The organism is Klebsiella sp. 54, from assembly GCF_018223875.1.
Lineage (GTDB): Bacteria > Pseudomonadota > Gammaproteobacteria > Enterobacterales > Enterobacteriaceae > Klebsiella > Klebsiella quasipneumoniae.
Genome location: NZ_JAGRRA010000002.1, coordinates 681,798 through 700,820, shown reverse-complemented (window position 1 = coordinate 700,820; position 19,023 = coordinate 681,798). Strand labels below are relative to the sequence as shown.

General features: G+C 60.2%; 13 protein-coding genes and 1 pseudogene. 10 read left to right on the top strand and 4 right to left on the bottom strand.

What is annotated here, in order from left to right; all coding sequences use genetic code 11:
• Positions 1-4: 4 nt before the first annotated feature.
• Positions 5-946 carry a beta-aspartyl-peptidase gene (gene iaaA / locus KHQ24_RS05030; protein WP_023320035.1) on the bottom strand — a complete coding sequence of 314 codons (942 nt, stop codon included), beginning with the start codon at positions 944-946 and terminating at the stop codon, positions 5-7.
• A 235-nt stretch (positions 947-1,181) separates the two neighbouring features.
• On the opposite strand from iaaA, the gene moeA reads away from it, so the two are divergent.
• From moeA to KHQ24_RS05000, 6 genes are all read left to right on the top strand, one after another.
• On the top strand, positions 1,182-2,417 hold the full coding sequence (gene moeA, locus KHQ24_RS05025; protein ID WP_049115005.1) for a molybdopterin molybdotransferase MoeA: 1,236 nt from the start codon (positions 1,182-1,184) through the stop codon (positions 2,415-2,417).
• Positions 2,417-3,172, top strand: coding sequence for a molybdopterin-synthase adenylyltransferase MoeB (moeB, locus tag KHQ24_RS05020; RefSeq protein ID WP_032455761.1), 756 nt, complete (start codon positions 2,417-2,419; stop codon positions 3,170-3,172). Before moeA ends, moeB begins: the two co-directional genes overlap by 1 nt.
• Positions 3,173-3,328: 156 nt before the next feature.
• Entirely contained in the window at positions 3,329-4,228 is a 900-nt protein-coding gene (locus KHQ24_RS05015; protein WP_004886257.1) for a glycyl-radical enzyme activating protein, read from the top strand.
• Between the two features lie 4 nt (positions 4,229-4,232).
• A complete protein-coding gene (locus KHQ24_RS05010) occupies positions 4,233-6,665 on the top strand; it encodes a formate C-acetyltransferase/glycerol dehydratase family glycyl radical enzyme (RefSeq protein WP_004886253.1) in 2,433 nt (810 codons plus the stop codon).
• Between the two features lie 179 nt (positions 6,666-6,844).
• Complete coding sequence (locus KHQ24_RS05005) at positions 6,845-7,660, top strand: Cof-type HAD-IIB family hydrolase (protein ID WP_032455759.1); 816 nt, start codon at positions 6,845-6,847, stop codon at positions 7,658-7,660.
• 140 nt (positions 7,661-7,800) lie between these two features.
• Positions 7,801-9,066, top strand: coding sequence for a DUF1479 domain-containing protein (locus tag KHQ24_RS05000; RefSeq protein ID WP_211777144.1), 1,266 nt, complete (start codon positions 7,801-7,803; stop codon positions 9,064-9,066).
• Here the strand turns inward: KHQ24_RS05000 and KHQ24_RS04995 are convergent.
• Positions 9,063-10,136, bottom strand: a complete 1,074-nt coding sequence (locus KHQ24_RS04995) for a LacI family DNA-binding transcriptional regulator (RefSeq protein ID WP_004886244.1) — start codon at positions 10,134-10,136, stop codon at positions 9,063-9,065. The two genes, KHQ24_RS05000 and KHQ24_RS04995, sit on opposite strands and share 4 nt — an antisense overlap.
• A 300-nt stretch (positions 10,137-10,436) precedes the next feature.
• Here KHQ24_RS04995 and KHQ24_RS04990 point away from each other — a divergent pair, with 300 nt between their 5' ends.
• Complete coding sequence (locus tag KHQ24_RS04990) at positions 10,437-11,738, top strand: MFS transporter (RefSeq protein ID WP_004886240.1); 1,302 nt, start codon at positions 10,437-10,439, stop codon at positions 11,736-11,738.
• Between the two features lie 15 nt (positions 11,739-11,753).
• Positions 11,754-14,117: a glycoside hydrolase family 31 protein gene (locus tag KHQ24_RS04985; protein ID WP_211777143.1), complete on the top strand. Its 2,364-nt coding sequence runs from the start codon at positions 11,754-11,756 to the stop codon at positions 14,115-14,117.
• Between the two features lie 376 nt (positions 14,118-14,493).
• On the opposite strand, the gene KHQ24_RS04980 is transcribed toward KHQ24_RS04985, so the two are convergent.
• Positions 14,494-16,086 (bottom strand): ABC-F family ATPase, encoded by a 1,593-nt coding sequence (locus KHQ24_RS04980; protein ID WP_004886235.1) that lies wholly within the window; start codon positions 16,084-16,086, stop codon positions 14,494-14,496.
• Positions 16,087-16,134: 48 nt separating this feature from the next.
• On the opposite strand from KHQ24_RS04980, the pseudogene KHQ24_RS04975 reads away from it, so the two are divergent.
• Together KHQ24_RS04975 and ldtB are read left to right on the top strand one after the other, a co-directional pair.
• Positions 16,135-17,050: pseudogene (locus KHQ24_RS04975) on the top strand (tyrosine-protein phosphatase).
• Positions 17,051-17,227: 177 nt separating this feature from the next.
• Positions 17,228-18,142, top strand: a complete 915-nt coding sequence (gene ldtB, locus KHQ24_RS04970; RefSeq protein WP_004886230.1) for a L,D-transpeptidase — start codon at positions 17,228-17,230, stop codon at positions 18,140-18,142.
• Between the two features lie 130 nt (positions 18,143-18,272).
• Here the strand turns inward: ldtB and KHQ24_RS04965 are convergent, their stop codons facing one another.
• Complete coding sequence (locus KHQ24_RS04965) at positions 18,273-18,989, bottom strand: GntR family transcriptional regulator (RefSeq protein ID WP_004886227.1); 717 nt, start codon at positions 18,987-18,989, stop codon at positions 18,273-18,275.
• Positions 18,990-19,023: the final 34 nt, after the last annotated feature.

Sequence of the window (19,023 nt, the reverse complement as noted above, 5' to 3'; positions counted from 1 at the left end):
TGTTCTATTCGCGATAAATGCCAATGGTCGGCGTATCGCCGGCATAGCACCAGGCGCGGTACATGCCTTCGCTGTTAAACGGTAAAACGACGTTGCCTTCGCGATCGACGGCAATCAGTCCGCCGCTGCCGCCGAGGGCCGGCAGCTTCTCCATCACCACCCGCTCGCAGGCAGAATAGAGACTGAGCTGACCGTACTCCATCAGGGCGGCGATATCGTAGGCCGCCAGAGTACGCATAAAGACTTCGCCGGTGCCGGTGCAGGAGACCGCCACGCTGGCGTTGTTGGCGTAGCACCCTGCGCCCGGCAGCGGGCTGTCGCCAACGCGTCCGGGCAGTTTGTTGGTCATGCCGCCGGTGGAGGTCGCCGCCGCCAGATTGCCGGCCAGATCGAGCGCCACCGCCCCGACGGTGCCCATTTTCTGGCGTTCGTCGAGCGGAGCGGCATGGTGGTCAAGGATGATCTCCCCACCCGCTTTCGCCTCCTGCAGCTGCAGCAGGCGCTCGGGGGTGGAAAAGAGATCGTTATCGACGCGCGCCATTCCGTGGGAGAAGGCGAAATTTTCCGCCCCCTCACCGATCAGCAGCACGTGCGGGCTCTTCTCCAGCACCAGACGCGCCGCCAGCACCGGATTACGTAAATGTTTGACCCCGGCCACCGCCCCCGCCTGCAGGCTGTAGCCGTCCATCACGCAGGCGTCCAGTTCGTGGGTTTGATCGTGGGTAAATACCGAGCCGATCCCGGCGTTAAACAGCGGACACTCCTCCAGCAGACGGACGGCCTCGGTCACGGCATCCAGCGCACTGGCGCCCGCAGCCAACATTTTCTGTCCGCTTTCGACGATAGCCGACAGCGCCGCCACGTACTCCCGCTCCCGCTCCGGCGTCATCTGCGCGCGAGAAATCGCCCCTGCGCCGCCGTGAATTGCTATAACCGCCTTGCCCATTTCGCCAGTCCTTAACGATGAAGTGGATAGCCCCCGCTCTGTCGTAGCGCGTCGCGGCGCCGGTCACGTCAGGAATAAGGGTATTGATATCATTATATTGCTGAATGTCTTATACAATTTTTGAATATAGAAAGAGCGGCGGGCGATGTAAAGCCTCGTACCCAGGTGGCATACAGCCCGCGCCGCTTTTCTGCCATAATAGGCGTTTTCGCCGTTTTGCCCGCAGGAGTGACCCATGGATTTTACCGCCGGACTGATGCCGCTCGACACAGCCCTCACCCAGATGCTCGATCGTATTACGCCGCTGAGCGCCACGGAAACTGTACCGCTGTTGCAGGCCTTCGCGCGCGTTACCGCCCATGACATTATCTCCCCGCTGGATGTCCCCGGCTTTGATAACGCGGCGATGGATGGCTATGCCGTCCGGTTGAGCGACCTTCGCGACGGCGCGGCCCTGCCGGTCGCCGGGAAGGCCTTCGCCGGCCAGCCGTTTCACGACGCCTGGCCCACCGGCACCTGTATCCGCATTATGACCGGCGCGCCGGTGCCTGCAGGCTGCGACGCGGTAGTCATGCAGGAAGAGACTGAACAGACCGACGCCGGCGTGCGCTTTACCGCGCCGGTGAAAGCCGGGCAGCATATTCGCCGCCGCGGAGAAGATATCGCCCATGGCGCGGTGGTCTTCCCGGCGGGAACGCCGCTGACGGTAGCCGAGCTGCCGGTGCTGGCCTCGCTGGGCATTGCCGACGTCGAGGTGGTGCGCAAGATTCGCGTCGCGGTCTTCTCGACCGGCGATGAGCTGCAGCTGCCGGGTCAACCGCTCGGCGACGGCCAGATTTACGATACCAACCGCCTGGCGGTGCATCTGATGCTCGAACAGCTGGGCTGCGAGGTCATTAATCTCGGCATTATTCCTGACGATCCGGCGCAACTGCGTGAGGCCTTTATCGCCGCCGACCAGCAGGCCGACGTGGTCATCAGCTCCGGGGGCGTCTCGGTGGGCGAAGCCGACTACACCAAAACCATTCTTGAAGAGCTGGGGGAGATCGGCTTCTGGAAGCTGGCGATCAAGCCGGGCAAACCCTTCGCCTTCGGCAAGCTCAGCAGCAGCTGGTTCTGCGGCCTGCCGGGCAACCCGGTTTCCGCCACCGTCACCTTCTGTCAGCTGGTGCAGCCGCTGCTGGCGAAGCTCTCGGGCAAGTACGGCCCGCTTCAGGCAACCCGCCTGCGGGTACGCGCCGCCACACGACTGAAAAAGTCGCCGGGCCGCCTCGATTTTCAACGCGGTATTCTGCAGCGCAACCCGGACGGCGAGCTGGTGGTGACCACCACCGGCCATCAGGGCTCGCACATTTTCAGCTCTTTCAGCCTCGGCAACTGCTTTATCGTGCTGGAGCGCGAGCGCGGCCACGTTGAAGCGGGCGAATGGGTCGAGGTCGAACCGTTCAGCCATCTGTTTGGGGGGCTGTAATGGCCGTGGAGCTGAGCGATGAAGAGATGCTGCGCTATAACCGGCAGATTGTTTTGCGCGGTTTTGATTTTGACGGCCAGGAGCGGCTAAAGGCCGCTCGGGTGCTGGTGGTCGGCCTCGGCGGGCTTGGCTGCGCCGCCGCGCAGTATCTGGCCGCCGCCGGGGTGGGGCAGCTCACCCTGCTCGATTTCGACACCGTCTCGCTCTCCAATCTGCAGCGCCAGACGCTGCACAGCGATGCCACCCTCGGCCAGCCTAAGGTGGATTCCGCCCGCGAGGCGCTGGCGCGCATTAATCCGCACGTTCATCTGGTGCCGCTCAATGCCTTACTGGACGAACCGGCGCTGGCGGCGCAGATTGCCGGGCACGATCTGGTGCTCGACTGCACCGACAACGTCGCCATCCGTAACCAGCTCAACGCCGGCTGCTTCCGCCACCAAACCCCGCTGGTTTCCGGGGCGGCGATCCGCATGGAGGGGCAGATCAGCGTCTTCACCTATCAGCAGGGCGAACCCTGCTACCGCTGCCTGAGCCGCCTGTTTGGCGAAAATGCCCTCACCTGCGTCGAAGCCGGCGTGATGGCCCCGCTGGTGGGCACTATCGGTTCCCTGCAGGCGATGGAGGCCATTAAGCTGCTGACCGGCTACGGCACCCCTGCCAGCGGAAAAATCGTGATGTACGACGCCATGACCTGCCAGTTTCGTGAAATGAAGCTGATGCGCCACCCGCAGTGCGAGGTATGCGGTACGCGCTAACGTTCAACCACCGGCGAGGATCGTCGCCGGTGAGGTTGTGACCTCTGCCGTTATTCTATCCCCTGGCGATTATCTCCATCCCGCTTGTTGATTTGCATCAATATAACTTTCATTCGAAAGTGTTTTTATATTCATACGCAAACGAGAGGGTAAGCCATGATCTTCAATATCCAGCGCTATTCCACCCATGACGGCCCAGGGATCCGCACCGTCGTCTTCCTGAAAGGCTGCTCGCTGGGCTGCCGCTGGTGCCAGAATCCGGAGAGCCGCGCCCGCAGCGAAGACCTGCTGTATGACCCGCGCCTGTGCCTTGCCGGCTGCGAGCTGTGCCAGCAGGCGGCGCCGGCGGTTATCACCCGCACCCTCGATGGCCTGATCATTCACCGGCAACACGTTAACGACAGCCATATCGCCGCGCTGCGCGACTGCTGCCCCACCACCGCGCTCACGGTGTGCGGCGAAGAGAAGAGCGTCGAGGAGATCATGGCGACGGTGCTGCGCGATAAACCCTTTTACGATCGCAGTGGCGGCGGCATCACCCTTTCCGGCGGCGAACCCTTTATGAATCCGGGCCTGGCGCGGGCGCTGTTCGAGGCCAGCCATCAGGCAGGGATCCATACTGCTGTGGAAACCTGCCTGCACGTCCCCTGGAAATACATTGAACCGGCTTTACCCTTCGTCGACCTGTTTCTCGCCGACCTGAAGCATGTCGACGAGGCCGTTTTCCGGCAGTGGACCGACGGCAGCGCCCGCCGGGTGCTGGACAACCTGCAGCGTCTGGCGCAGGCGGGGAAAAACATGATCATTCGCGTGCCGTTAATCCAGGGATTCAACGCCAGCGAAGCCGACATCACCGCCATCACTGATTTTGCCGCCGACCGCCTGCGGGTCAGCGAAATCCATTTCCTGCCCTACCACACGCTGGGAATGAATAAATACCAGTTACTCAGTCAGCCCTACACCGCACCGGATAAACCGCTGGATGCTCCCGAGCTGCTCGCCTTTGCGCAGGATTATGCGCGGAGCAAGGGGCTAACGGCGATCTTACGAGGATAACCCTATGACGACTCTGAAACTCAACACCCTCAGCGCCCGCATCCAGGCCCATAAAATGGCGCTGGTGCATATTGTCAAGCCACCGGTCTGTACCGAACGCGCCCGCCACTACACCGAGATGTATCAGCAGCATCTTGATAAGCCAATCCCGGTGCGTCGTGCCCTGGCGCTGGCGCATCACCTTGCCGAGCGCACCATCTGGATCAAGCACGATGAGCTGATCGTCGGCAACCAGGCCAGCGAAGTGCGCGCCGCGCCGATCTTCCCGGAATACACCGTCAGCTGGATCGAGAAAGAGATCGACGATCTCGCCGACCGCCCCGGCGCCGGCTTCGCGGTCAGCGAAGAGAACAAGCGCGTGCTGCATGAAGTGTGCCCGTGGTGGCGCGGCCAGACCGTACAGGACCGCTGCTACGGCATGTTTACCGATGAGCAGAAAGCGCTGCTCGCCACCGGCATTATTAAGGCAGAGGGCAATATGACCTCCGGCGACGCCCACCTGGCGGTCAACTACCCGCTGCTGCTGGAGAAAGGCCTGGACGGCCTGCGTGCAAAAGTCGCCGAACGCCGGTCGCGCATCAATCTGACGGTGCTGGAAGACCTGCACGGCGAACAGTTCCTGAAAGCGATTGATATTGTGCTGGCGGCGGTCAGCGACCACAGCAAACGCTTCGCCGCGCTGGCGCGCGAGATGGCGACGGCAGAATCCCGTGACGCACGCCGCGAGGAGCTGCTGACGATTGCCGAAAACTGCGACATCATCGCCCATGAGCCGCCGAAGACCTTCTGGCAGGCGCTGCAGCTGTGCTACTTCATTCAGCTGATCCTGCAGATTGAATCCAATGGCCACTCGGTCTCGTTTGGCCGCATGGACCAGTACCTCTATCCGTACTACCGCCGCGACGTTGAGCTGCAGCAATCGTTAGATCGCGAACAGGCCATTGAGCTGCTGCACAGCTGCTGGCTGAAGCTGCTGGAGGTTAACAAGATCCGCTCCGGCTCGCACTCCAAGGCCTCGGCCGGCAGCCCGCTGTATCAGAACGTCACCATCGGCGGCCAGAACCTGGTGGATGGCCAGCCGCAGGACGCGGTCAACCCGCTGTCGTATGCCATCCTGGAATCCTGCGGTCGTCTGCGTTCGACCCAGCCGAACCTCAGCGTGCGCTACCACGCCGGAATGAGCAACGATTTCCTCGACGCCTGCGTCCAGGTGATCCGCTGCGGCTTCGGTATGCCAGCGTTTAATAACGACGAAATCGTGATCCCGGAATTTATCAAGCTGGGTATTGAGCCGCAGGACGCCTACGATTATGCGGCCATCGGCTGTATCGAAACTGCGGTCGGCGGCAAATGGGGCTATCGCTGCACCGGCATGAGCTTTATCAACTTCGCGCGGGTGATGCTGGCGACGCTGGAAGGCGGCCGCGATGCCACCAGCGGCCAGGTGTTTCTGCCGCAGGAGCACGCCCTGTCGAAAGGCAACTTCGCTAACTTCGACGAGGTGCTGGCCGACTGGGACCGCCAGATCCGCTACTACACCCGTAAGTCGATTGAGATTGAGTACGTGGTCGATACCATGCTGGAAGAGAACGTCCACGATATTCTCTGTTCGGCGCTGGTGGACGACTGCATCGAACGGGCGAAGAGTATCAAGCAAGGCGGCGCGAAATATGACTGGGTGTCCGGCCTGCAGGTGGGCATCGCCAACCTCGGCAACAGCCTGGCGGCGGTGAAAAAGCTGGTCTTCGATCAGGGCGTTATCGGCCAGCAGGAACTGGCGAAGGCGCTGGCGGAAGATTTCGACGGCCTGACCCACGAGCAGCTGCGCCAGCGGTTGATCAACGGCGCGCCGAAGTACGGTAACGATGATGACAGCGTGGACACGTTGCTGGCGCGGGCCTACCAGACCTATATCGACGAGCTGAAGCAGTATCACAACCCGCGCTATGGCCGCGGCCCGATCGGCGGCAACTATTACGCCGGCACGTCGTCTATCTCCGCCAACGTGCCGTTCGGCGCGCAGACCATGGCGACGCCGGATGGCCGTAAAGCGCACACCCCGCTGGCGGAAGGGGCCAGCCCGGCCTCCGGAACCGACCATCTGGGGCCGACGGCGGTCATCAGTTCGGTGGGTAAACTGCCCACCGGGGCGATCCTCGGCGGCGTGCTGCTTAATCAGAAGCTGAATCCGTCCACCCTGGAGAACGAGTCCGATAAGCAGAAGCTGATGGTGCTGCTGCGCACCTTCTTCGAGGTGCATAAAGGCTGGCATATCCAGTACAACATTGTCTCGCGCGACACGCTGCTGGAGGCGAAGAAACACCCCGACCAGTACCGCGATTTGGTGGTGCGCGTCGCCGGGTACTCGGCGTTCTTTACCGCCCTGTCGCCGGATACCCAGGACGATATCATCGCCCGTACCGAGCATACGCTGTAACCCCTCAGGCCCGCTGGCGCGACGCTTAGCGGGCCTTCCCTGTCCTGCAGGCCGGGAAAGGCAACGCCGCCTCCCGGCATTTTCTGAATGCATGAACTTTCATTCGAAATAAATTTGTGCTCCCCATCACATTGTAATTAGAATGTTACTGGTCGAAGTTAAGCCAGGAGCACCCCCTTATGACCGTTAAAGTTATCGTCACCGATATGGACGGAACTTTTCTCAATGACGCCAAAACCTACGATCGCGCACGGTTTCTGGCGCAATTCGCCCAGCTGCAGCAGCGCGGCATTGAATTCGTTGTCGCCAGCGGCAACCAGTACTATCAGCTGATCTCCTTCTTCCCGGAGATCCGCGAGCAGATCTCATTCGTCGCCGAAAACGGCGCACTGGTCTTTGCGCATGGTAAGCAGCTGTTCCACGGCGAACTGACCCGCCACGAATCGCAGGTGGTGATTGGCGAATTACTCAAAGATCCGCAGCTGAACTTCGTCGCCTGCGGCCTGCAGAGCGCTTACGTCAGCGATAACGCCCCGGATGCCTTCGTCGACCTGATGTCAAAGCACTACCACCGTCTGCAGCGGGTAAGCGACTATCACGCCATCGACGATACGCTGTTCAAATTCTCTCTGAACCTGCCGGACAGTGAGATCCCGCAGCTGATCGATAAACTGCACGTGTCGCTCGACGGCATTATGAAGCCGGTCACCAGCGGCTTTGGCTTTGTCGATTTGATTATTCCCGGCCTGCATAAAGCCAACGGCATCAGCCGCCTGCTCAAGCGCTGGAACCTGTCGCCGCAGCAGTGCGTGGCCATCGGCGACAGCGGCAACGACGCCGAAATGCTGAAGCTGGTGAAATACGCTTTCGCCATGGGTAACGCCGCCGACAGCATTAAGGCTATCGCCGGATACGCGACCGACGATAATAACCATGACGGCGCGCTGAACGTCATTCAGGCCGTCCTCGATAACAGCGCTCCCTTCAACGATTGACCTCTCTCCGGGGCTGCACGCCCCGGCTTGTCCATTTTGTGCGCCGCAGCAAGATTTTAAACTTGCATTAACTCCATTTTAACTTAAATTAACGTTTGTAAGATTTAATACTTTCGAATGAAAGATACAGCGAGGTTATTATGGCTGCTCTCCCGACCCACGAAACACTCCCCGCCGACCACAAAGCGGCGATTCGCCAGATGAAGCAGGCGCTGCGGGCGCAAATCGGCGACGTCCAGGCGGTGTTCGATAAGCTCTCAGCGCGCATCAGCGAGCGCCTGCAGGAAATTGAGACGCTGAAAGCCGCAGGCCAGGAGATCTGGCCAACCATTCCGTTCCGCGATATCGCCGAGGGAACCGTGAGCGATGCCCAGCGCGCGGCCATTAAGCGTCGGGGCTGCGCGGTGATCAAAGGCCACTTTCCGCGCGAACAGGCGCTGGCCTGGGATACCGCGATGCTGGAATATCTGGATCTGAACCATTTCGACGAGGTCTACAAAGGGCCAGGCGACAGCTTCTTCGGTACGCTGGAGGCTTCGCGGCCGGAAATCTATCCCATCTACTGGTCGCCCTCGCAAATGCAGGCCCGCCAGAGCGATGAAATGGCCGCGGCGCAGTCCTTCCTCAACCGCCTGTGGCGCTTTGAGCAGGACGGCAAGCGCTGGTTCGATCCGGACGTCAGCGTCATTTACCCTGACCGCATTCGCCGCCGTCCGCCGGGAACCACCTCAAAGGGGCTGGGCGCGCATACCGATTCCGGTGCGCTGGAGCGCTGGCTGCTCCCCGCCTACCAGCAGGTCTTCGCCAACGTGTTTAACGGTCATGTCGACGCTTACGATCCGTGGGACGCCGCGCACCGTACGGAAGTGGAAGAGTACACCGTCGACAACACCACCAAATGCTCAGTGTTCCGCACTTTCCAGGGCTGGACCGCGCTGTCGGACATGATCCCGGGTCAGGGGCTACTGCACGTGGTGCCGATCCCCGAGGCGATGGCTTATGTTCTACTGCGCCCACTGCTTGACGATGTGCCGGAAGATGAGCTGTGCGGCGTCGCGCCGGGCAGAGTACTGCCGATCTCTGAGCAGTGGCACCCGCTGCTGATCAAAGCCCTCAGTTCGATTCCGGCGCTGAACGCTGGCGATTCCGTCTGGTGGCACTGCGACGTCATTCACTCGGTGGCGCCGGTGGAAAATCAGCAGGGCTGGGGCAATGTGATGTACATTCCGGCAGCGCCGATGTGCGAAAAGAACCTCGCCTACGCGCAGAAAGTGAAAATTGCTCTGGAAAAAGGGGCCTCGCCGGGGGATTTCCCGCGCGAGGACTATGAGGCCAGCTGGCAGGGGCGCTTCACTCTGGAAGATCTGAACATCCACGGCAAGCGGGCGCTGGGTATCCCGGTTTAATCGTCATACAGCCCCTGCGGCTCCACGGCGGTATGGCCTTTGCCCGGCCGGATCCGCCGTACCGAATCGCGCACCACCAGCGTGCCGTGCAGCAGCAGCGAACCGTGCGGCGCCTCCGGGCGCAGCAGGCGCTGCTGCAGGAGATGCACCGCCTCGCTGCCCAGTTCATCCCGCGGCACATGCACCGCGGTCAGCGGCACCTCCTGGATCGCCGCCAGATTAAACCCGTCGATGCTCATCACCGAGACATCCTGCGGCACCCGCAGGCCGCGCTTTTGCAATGCGCTGACCGTGCCGGCGGCCATGAAATCGCCGCCCACCAGGAAGGCGGTGGGCAACGGCCTGCCCTGTAAGCCATCAAGCCAGGCCCCCACCTGCTCTTCGGTCTCTCTGGCGCTAAAGTTGGCGACGCTGATGAGATCCCGGCTGGCGGTAAAGCGCAAATTGCGCGCGCGCCACGCCTCCTCGATCCCCCCCAGCCGCAGCTCCATGGTATAGCGGCGCAAACACATGACGTTCATCACCACCCGATGCCCCATATCAAACAGATAGCGGGCGGCGCACTGGCCAATCAAACGATGATCGGGGGCAATGGACGGCAACCGCATCCCTTCATCCCGACAGTTTATCAAGACGCAGGGTTTACCCAGATCCGCCGCCAGGCCATGAATATGCGGATCGTCGATCCCCAGCAGCACCGCGGCCTGGGTTTCCGCTTCGTTCATGCGGGCAAGAAACAGATTGGCGTCGCTGTCGTTTTCGTCCAGCGCGCAGTAGCGCAGGCGCACTTCATGCGCCGCCAGCGCGTTATTGATGCTCTGGATCACCCGGTAGTAGAAGATATCCGACCGCTCATCGAAGGCGCGCTGCGGGGCAAACACCAGCAGATTATTGAGCAGCAGACGCCCGGCGGCCAGCCCCTGCATGACCCCCAGCTCGCGGGCGCACTCCAGCACCGCCCGGCGCGCCTTGTCGCTGGTATTCGCCTTTCCGGCCAGGACGCGCGAAACGGTACTGGCCGACAGCCCAGTGCGGGCGGCGATTTCGGCGACGCGCAGCTTTTTATCCATTTTGTGATCCAGCTCCGATTGGAAAATGAAAGAATTTTCATAATCGCCAAAGCGCTCCCTGTAAGCAAATGACAGAGCAAAATTTGAGATCCCGGTCATTTCATGAAAAAACTTGCATAAATAGCACTTTGCCCGCCGTTTTTTCTCCCTTAGCCTGAATTGGTCCAACATCTCCCATACTAGTTATACCAATGATGTTGAGATAAAAAAATAGACTATTCAAATAGTTAATAACACTACGTGGCCACTCAAGGATTGAGGTCGTCACTTTCCCCCTACTAACGTCATGTGGAGTGTGCTATGAGTCAAGGCCTCAACAATGATATCGCGGTCAGCAAAACGCGCCGGGTGGTAAAAAACCTGCGCTGGTGGGTGCTGGTCCTGTTTTTACTTGGCGTCACCGTCAACTACATCACACGCAACTCGCTGGGGATTATCGCCCCGGAACTGAAAGCGACGCTCGGCATTACCACCGAACAATATTCCTGGATCGTCGGCGCGTTTCAGCTGGCTTACACGATTTTCCAGCCGCTCTGTGGCTGGCTTATCGACGTCATCGGCCTGAAGCTCGGGTTTATGATCTGCGCCACCTTGTGGGCGCTGGCCTGTATCGCCCACGCCGGGGCCGGCAGCTGGCTGCACCTGGCGATATTGCGCTTCTTTATGGGCGGGGCCGAGGCGGCCGCCACCCCGGCCAACGCCAAAACCATCGGCGAGTGGTTTCCGAAGTCTGAACGGCCAATCGCCGCCGGCTGGGCTGGCGTCGGGTTCTCTATCGGCGCAATGCTCGCCCCGCCGATTATCTACTTCGCCCACGCTTCCTTCGGCTGGCAGGGGGCGTTTATGTTTACCGGCGCGCTGGCCCTGCTGTGGGTGGTGCTGTGGTGGGCCTTCTATCAGAACCCGGAAAAGCACCCCAACCTCAGCAAAAGCGAGCTGGAGTACATCAAGCAGGATAACGAAGCGCCACCGGTGAAACAGCCCTTCTTTACCGCACTCAAAACCGTCTCGAAGAATAAACGTTTCTACGGGATCGCCATTCCCGCGTTTATGGCCGAGCCCGCCTGGGCGGTGCTGAGCTTCTGGGTACCGCTGTACCTGGCCAAAGAGCACGGCATGGATCTCAAGCAGATCGCCATGTTCGCCTGGCTGCCTTTCCTCGCCGCCGACCTCGGCAGCGTGGTCAGCGGCTACCTCACCCGCCTGTACGTTCGCTGGTTCGGCTGTACGCGAGTCAACTCAGTGATCGCCAGCTCGGTGACCGGCGCATTTCTGATGATCTCCCTGGCCCTCGTCGCTATCACTCGCGATCCCTATATCACCATCGTCCTGATCTCCATTGGCGGCTTCGGACATCAGATCATCTCCTGCATGCTCAGCGCGCTGGTGGTGGAGTCGTTCGACAAGGGACAAATGGCGACGGTAAACGGTATGCGCGGATCCGCGGCGTGGATCGCCAGCTTCCTGTTTTCGTTATTAATCGGGGTGACCGCCGACAAAATTGGCTTCAACCCGCTGTTCATCGCCATGGGGTTCTTTGACCTGATTGGCGCCGTTTTCCTGGTGGCATTTATTGCTGAACGTCGCGCCAAGCGCGCCTGAGAGTGGATGTAAGATATGAAAACGTTGAAACACTGGAGTTTACATCAACAGCTGGAGCATCACGTTGAACTGACGGTCGATGGCCAGCACACCCTGTGCCTGTACGTACTGGAAGAGAATTTATTCCGCGTGCTGCTGAAACGCCAGGGCCAGCTGGCGCTGGATCGCACCTGGAGTATCGCTCCGCAGCAGGATGTGCCGTGGGAAGGCCGCGCCCGGGATGACCTCAGCGGTTTTAGTCTCCCGGCCTGGCAGCTGACACAGGAGGCCGATACGCTGACCATCGCCACCCGCCAGCTGCGCGTCACCGTCCATCAGCCGCTGTGGCTGGAGTGGAGCTATCGCGACGACGCCGGGGAATGGCAGCAGCTTGCTAACGACCGCCCCACCAGCGCCTATCTGGCCAATGCCCACGGCGACGGCGTCGCCCACTATCTGAGCCGCCGGAAAGACGAGCGTTTCTATGGTCTGGGCGAAAAGGCCGGCGATCTGCAGCGCACCGGTAAGCGTTATGAGATGCGCAACCTCGACGCCATGGGCTACAACGCCGCCAGCACCGACCCGCTGTATAAACATATTCCGTTCACCATCACCCAGCGCAGCGACGTCAGCTATGGTCTGTTTTACGACAACCTGAGCAGCTGCTGGCTGGATTTGGGTAACGAAATCGACAACTACCACACCGCCTACCGCCGCTGGCAGGCGGAAGCCGGCGATATCGATTACTACCTGTTCACCGGTAAACAGGTGCTGGATGTCACCAAAGCCTTTGTACGTCTGACCGGTAAAACCCTGTTCGGGCCAAAATGGAGCCTCGGCTACAGCGGCTCGACCATGCACTACACCGACGCGCCGGATGCGCAAAATCAGCTGATGAACTTCATCCGCCTGTGCGATGAGCACGCTATTCCGTGCGATTCGTTCCAGCTCTCATCCGGCTATACCTCGATTAACGGCAAGCGCTACGTCTTTAACTGGAACTACGACAAGGTGCCGCAGCCAAAAGTGATGAGTCAGTCGTTTCACGACGCCGGGCTGAAGCTGGCCGCCAATATCAAACCCTGCCTGCTGCAGGACCATCCGCGCTATGGCGAGGTGGCGGAGCGCGGCCTTTTCGTTCGCGATTCGCAAACCGACGCTCCGGAGCGCTCCAGCTTCTGGGACGATGAAGGATCGCACCTCGACTTCACCAATCAGCAAACCGTGGCCTGGTGGCAGGAAGGGGTCACCAGCCAGCTGCTGGAGATGGGCATAGACTCGACCTGGAACGATAATAACGAGTATGAGGTGTGGGACGGCGAAGCGCGCTGCTACGGCTTTGGCCGCGAAATCGCCATCAAGCATATTCGCCCGGTGATGCCGCTGCTGATGATGCGCGCCTCGATGGAAGCCCAGCAGCGCTTTGCGCCGGAAAAGCGCCCGTATCTCATCTCTCGTTCCGGCTGCGCCGGGATGCAGCGCTACGTCCAGACCTGGAGCGGCGATAACCGCACCAACTGGGATACGCTGCGCTATAACATCCGCATGGGGCTGGGCATGAGCCTTTCCGGGCTGTTTAACGTCGGTCACGACGTCGGCGGTTTCTCCGGCGATAAACCGGAGCCGGAGCTGTTTGTGCGCTGGGTACAAAACGGCGTGATGCACCCGCGCTTTACCATTCACTCATGGAATGACGACCAGACGGTCAACGAAGCCTGGATGTATCCGGCCGTTACCCCGGCCATTCGTTCCGCGATTGAGCTGCGCTACCGCCTGCTGCCCTATCTGTATACCCTGCTGTGGCAGGCGCATGCTGACGACGAACCGATGCTGCGCCCGACCTTCCTCGATCATCAACACGACGCGCAGACCTTCGCCGAATGCGATGACTTCCTGCTGGGGCGCGACCTGCTGGTGGCCAGCGTGGTCGAGCCTGGCGCCCGTCAGCGTGAGGTGTGGCTGCCGGATAATCAGGCCGGCTGGTATGATTTCTACAGCCACCAATGGTTCGCCGGCGGCCAGTGGGTCACCCTCGACGCGCCGCTGGAAAAGCTGCCGCTGCTGGTCCGCGCCGGGGCCGGATTGCCGCTCAGCGAGCGCATCCGTCATGTTGTGGCGCAACAGGACGATCGTCGCGAACTGCAGCTGTTCCCGCTGAAAGGCGTCGGGACCTCTTCGGGTCTGCTGTTTGAGGATGACGGCGAAAGCTGGGGCTATAAACAGGGCGATGCGCTATGGCTGGAGTGGGAAATGGCGTGCGACAGCAGCACCATCAACCTGAAGGTCAACGCCCGCGGCAACTATCGCCCGGCGTGGAAAGCGCTGAAGCTGTCATTACCGGCGGGAGAAAAACGCAAACTGCTGGTGAATGGCGTTGAAGGAACGGAGTGGAGGCGCTAAGCGATATGCCGGGCGGCGGCTTACGCCTTGCCCGGCCTGGATTTAATGATGTTCCCGGATTGCGCTACGCTAATCCGGGCTACAAACGGGTGGCCTCAAAACCCCCGGTGGCGCTACCGCTTACCGGGGCTACAGCACTGTGCGGTTTGGTAGCCCCGGTAACGGACAGTTCCAGTAACCATGGGTACAAGATAGGGCTCTTAAGCTCACAATAGCACCGACCGTAGGCCGGATAAGGCGCAGCCGCCATCCGGCGCGAAAGTGGCTCTTTACCCGCGGTTATTGCCCGGTGGCGCTACGCTTGCACGGGCCTACAGATCCCATGCCAGGCGTAGCCCGGGTAAGGCATAGCCGCTACCCGGGTAACGAAGAGGGATTACTCGATACCTTTGCTGCGCAGGTAGTCTTCGTAGTTGCCGCTGAAGTCGATCACCCGTTCCGGGGTAATCTCCAGCACGCGGGTGGCCAGCGAGCTGACGAACTCACGGTCGTGGGAGACGAATATCAGGGTACCCTGATACATCTCCAGCGCCATGTTCAGCGATTCGATGGATTCCATATCCAGGTGGTTGGTCGGTTCGTCCATGATCAGGATGTTTGGCTTCTGCATCATCAGCTTACCAAACAGCATCCGCCCCTTCTCACCACCGGACAGTACTTTCGCCGGCTTCTTGATGTCATCCTGGCTAAACAGCAGTCGACCAAGGATACTGCGCACCGCCTGCTCGTCGTCGCCTTCCTGTTTCCACTGGCTCATCCACTCGAAGACCGTCAGGTCGTTTTCGAACTCGTATTCATGATCCTGCGCGTAGTAGCCAAGTTGCGCGTTTTCAGACCATTTCACGGTGCCGTTATCGGGCTGCAGTTCGCCCACCAGGGTTTTCAGCATCGTGGATTTACCCACGCCGTTGGCGCCCAGAATGGCAATCTTCTCGCCCACTTCCAGCAGCAGGTTGACGTTTTTGAACAGCGGACCTTCTTCAAAGCCTTTGGTGAGGGCTTCCACTTCCAGCGCGTTGCGGAACAGTTTCTTGTCCTGCTCGAAGCGGATAAACGGGTTCTGACGGCTGGAGGCTTTAACCTCTTCCAGCTTGATCTTGTCAATCTGACGCGCGCGCGAGGTGGCCTGACGCGATTTAGAGGCGTTGGCGCTGAAGCGGCTAACAAAGGACTGCAGGTCGGCAATCTGCGCTTTTTTCTTGGCGTTATCCGCTAGCAGACGCTCACGCGCCTGGGTGGCCGCCGTCATGTATTCGTCGTAGTTGCCCGGATAGACGCGCAGCTCGCCGTAGTCCAGATCCGCCATGTGCGTACAGACCATGTTCAGGAAGTGACGGTCGTGCGAGATGATAATCATCGTGCTGTCGCGGTCGTTCAGCGTCTGCTCCAGCCAGCGAATGGTGTCGATGTCCAGGTTGTTGGTCGGTTCGTCGAGCAACAGAATGTCCGGGTTAGAGAACAGCGCCTGCGCCAGCAGGACGCGCAGCTTCCAGCCCGGGGCGACTTCGCTCATCGGGCCGTAGTGTTGTTCAACCGGAATGCCCACGCCCAGCAGCAGTTCGCCCGCGCGCGCTTCAGCAGAGTAGCCGTCCATTTCGCCATATTTAACTTCCAGGTCGGCCACTTTATAGCCATCTTCTTCGCTCATCTCAGCGAGGGCGTAGATGCGATCGCGCTCCTGCTTCACTTCCCACAGCTCGCTGTGGCCCATGATCACCGTATCCAGCACGGTGAACGCTTCAAAGGCGAACTGATCCTGACGCAGCTTACCGATGCGCTCGTTCGGGTCGAGAGAAACGTTGCCCAGCGTCGGTTCGAGATCGCCGCCGAGGATCTTCATAAAGGTCGATTTACCGCTGCCGTTGGCGCCGATCAGACCATAACGGTTGCCGCCGCCAAATTTAACGGAGATATTTTCGAACAGCGGCTTACTGCCAAACTGCATGGTAACGTTGCTGGATACTAGCACGGGGATATCCTGAAAAAAGAGTATGAGGGGTGTGATACAGCAGACATTATGCCAGTAAATGACGCACTTTTCACGGTCTGCGGTAAATTCCGCCGCGGCGCTTGTGCTATGGTCTTTGTCAGATGCGCCAGAGACCTGCGCGCAAACCGTTATTCTGTACGTGATGATGAGGAGTCCCATGACCACCAGCCTACCGCGACATCCGGCCTTTTTATCCCTGCAGGGCGGCATCAATTTTCGCGACCTGGGCGGCCAGCGCACCGCCGACGGACGCCGGGTACGCAGCGGCAAGCTGCTGCGCTCCGGCGCGCTAAACCGGCTAACGGCTGAGGATCTCAACCACCTGGATACCCTGCCGCTCAGCCGGGTGCTCGACTACCGCGACCCCGGTGAAGTGCAGCGCACCCCGGACAAACTGAGCCCGCTCACCCACTATCTCAACGCGCCGGCCAATCCGCCGCTCGGCGAGGTCAATGCGAAGGTCACCGAGCTGAATGCCGCCACCCTTAATGCGCTGAACGGCGAGCAGTTTATGCTGCAACTCTATCGCCAGCTGCCGTTTAACAACCCGGCCTATCGCCAGCTCGCCGCGTGGCTGACGACCCCTTTCGACGGCGCCTTGCTGCAACATTGCGCGGTCGGTAAAGATCGCACCGGCGTCGGCTGCGCGTTAACCCTGTTCGCCGTCGGATGCGACAGCGAGACGGTGATGGAGGAGTATCTCCTCACCCATGGCATGCTGACGCAGGTGGAGACCTGGATGCTGGAGATGCTCGGCAATGACCTGACGGCCCAGGGGCGCCAGAGCCTGGCGGACATCCTGACGGTGAAAGAGTCCTATCTCGCCGCCGCGCTGTCGGCCATTCAGCAGCGCTATGGCAATGTCGACGCCTGGCTGGCGGAAGAGTATCAGCTCACCGCCCCAGCCCGCGTCGCGCTGCAGGCCCGGCTGCTGGAAGACTAACCCCTGTCGCCCCGAACGCCAGGGCGCGGCAGCCGAGGCGACAGGGAAAAAAATGTGATTTCGTACACATCTGATTTACCTGTTCAGCGGAATGCACATATAATGCGCTCCCATCTACTGTCTCAATCATTAACAAAGGCCTGTGTGGCGTTGATTTCGCACACGACATTAAAAACTATGAAATTATCTACACTCTTAGCGGCAGCCTTCGCCATCGTAGGCTTTTGCAATACAGCGTCTGCTGTCACCTATCCTTTGCCAACCGATGGCAGCCGTTTGGTTGGTCAGAACCAGGTCATCACCATTCCGGATGATAACAAGCAGCCGCTGGAATACTTCGCGGCCAAATATCAGATGGGGCTTTCCAACATGCTGGAAGCCAACCCGGGGGTGGATACCTATCTGCCGAAGGGCGGTAGCGTCCTGAACATCCCTCAGCAGCTGATCCTGCCGGATACCGTGCATGAAGGGATCATCATCAACAGCGCGGAAATGCGTCTGTACTACTACCCGAAAGGCACCAATACCGTGATCGTTCTGCCGATCGGCATCGGCCAGTTGGGTAAAGATACGCCAATCAACTGGACCACCAAAGTCGAACGTAAGAAGGCTGGCCCGACCTGGACGCCGACCGCCAAGATGCATGCGGAATACGCTGCCGCCGGCAACCCGCTGCCTGCCGTCGTACCGGCCGGTCCGGATAACCCGATGGGTCTGTACGCGCTGTATATCGGCCGCCTGTACGCCATCCACGGTACCAACGCTAACTTCGGTATCGGCCTGCGCGTGAGCCACGGCTGCGTGCGTCTGCGCAACGATGACATCAAATTCCTGTTTGAGAACGTGCCGGTCGGCACCCGCGTGCAGTTTATCGATGAGCCGGTAAAAGCCACCACCGAGCCGGACGGCAGCCGTTACATCGAGGTTCACAACCCGCTGTCGACCACCGAAGCCCAGTTCCAGGGCGGCGAGATCGTGCCGATCACCCTGACTCAACCGGTACAGGCGATCACCAGCCAGTCTGATGTCGATCAGAGCGTGGTTGAGCAGGCTATCCAGAACCGCTCCGGTATGCCGGTGCGTCTGAACTAAGTTCTGCATGACAAGAAAAACGGCGGGCATCAGGCCCGCCGTTTTTTTATCTGTATTGTCCCTGGCTGCGGCTGGCTAAACCTGACAACACCGTGGCCCTGCTGAGCGCTGCGCCGGCAGGGTCCCCGGTCTAGCCGTTATTCACCAGAATAATCCCGCCGTGGTCGTAGCGATAGTGGCAGTGGGCGTACTCCAGCGGCGTGCCGTCTTCCAGATAGATAACCTGTTCCACCTCCAGCACCGGATCGGTGGCCTCGCAGTGAAGATGCTGTTTATCCAGTTCGTCCGGCTTCATCGCCCGCACCACGCGGTAAGATCCCATCAGCTTCAGCCCCAGCGTCTCCTGCACGTAGCGAAACACCGACCCTTCCAGATGGCTTTTGGTTAACCCCGGCACCAGCCCCACCGGCATGACCGTCAAATCCAGCGACACCGGCTCGCCGTTGAGCAGCCGCAGGCGGACAAAGTCATACACCGGGGCATCGGCGTCGATCAGCAGCGAACTCTGCTCCTTGTCAGTGGGAAAACGCACCTCGAAGCGCACCACTTCGCTTTGCACCTCGCCAAGATGTTCCCAGGTTTTGGTGGCGCCGAAATAGTCGCTACCGGGCAGCTCCCACTGCGACAGCTGAAGGAAATTTTTCCGCACAAAGGTGCCCTGCCCTTTGCGAGTATAGATAAGCCCTTCGACGATTAACTGGCGCATCGCCTGCTGGATGGTCATCCGGCTGGTGTTGAACTCCGCCGCCAGCGCAAACTGGTCGGGTAGCGGCGCGCTGGCAGGATACTGCTGGCTGATGATGCGTTTTTTTATTTCCCGCGCAATTTGCAGATACTTCGCCGTCATTCCCGGTCCTTTTACATTCTGTGAGTGACTGGCG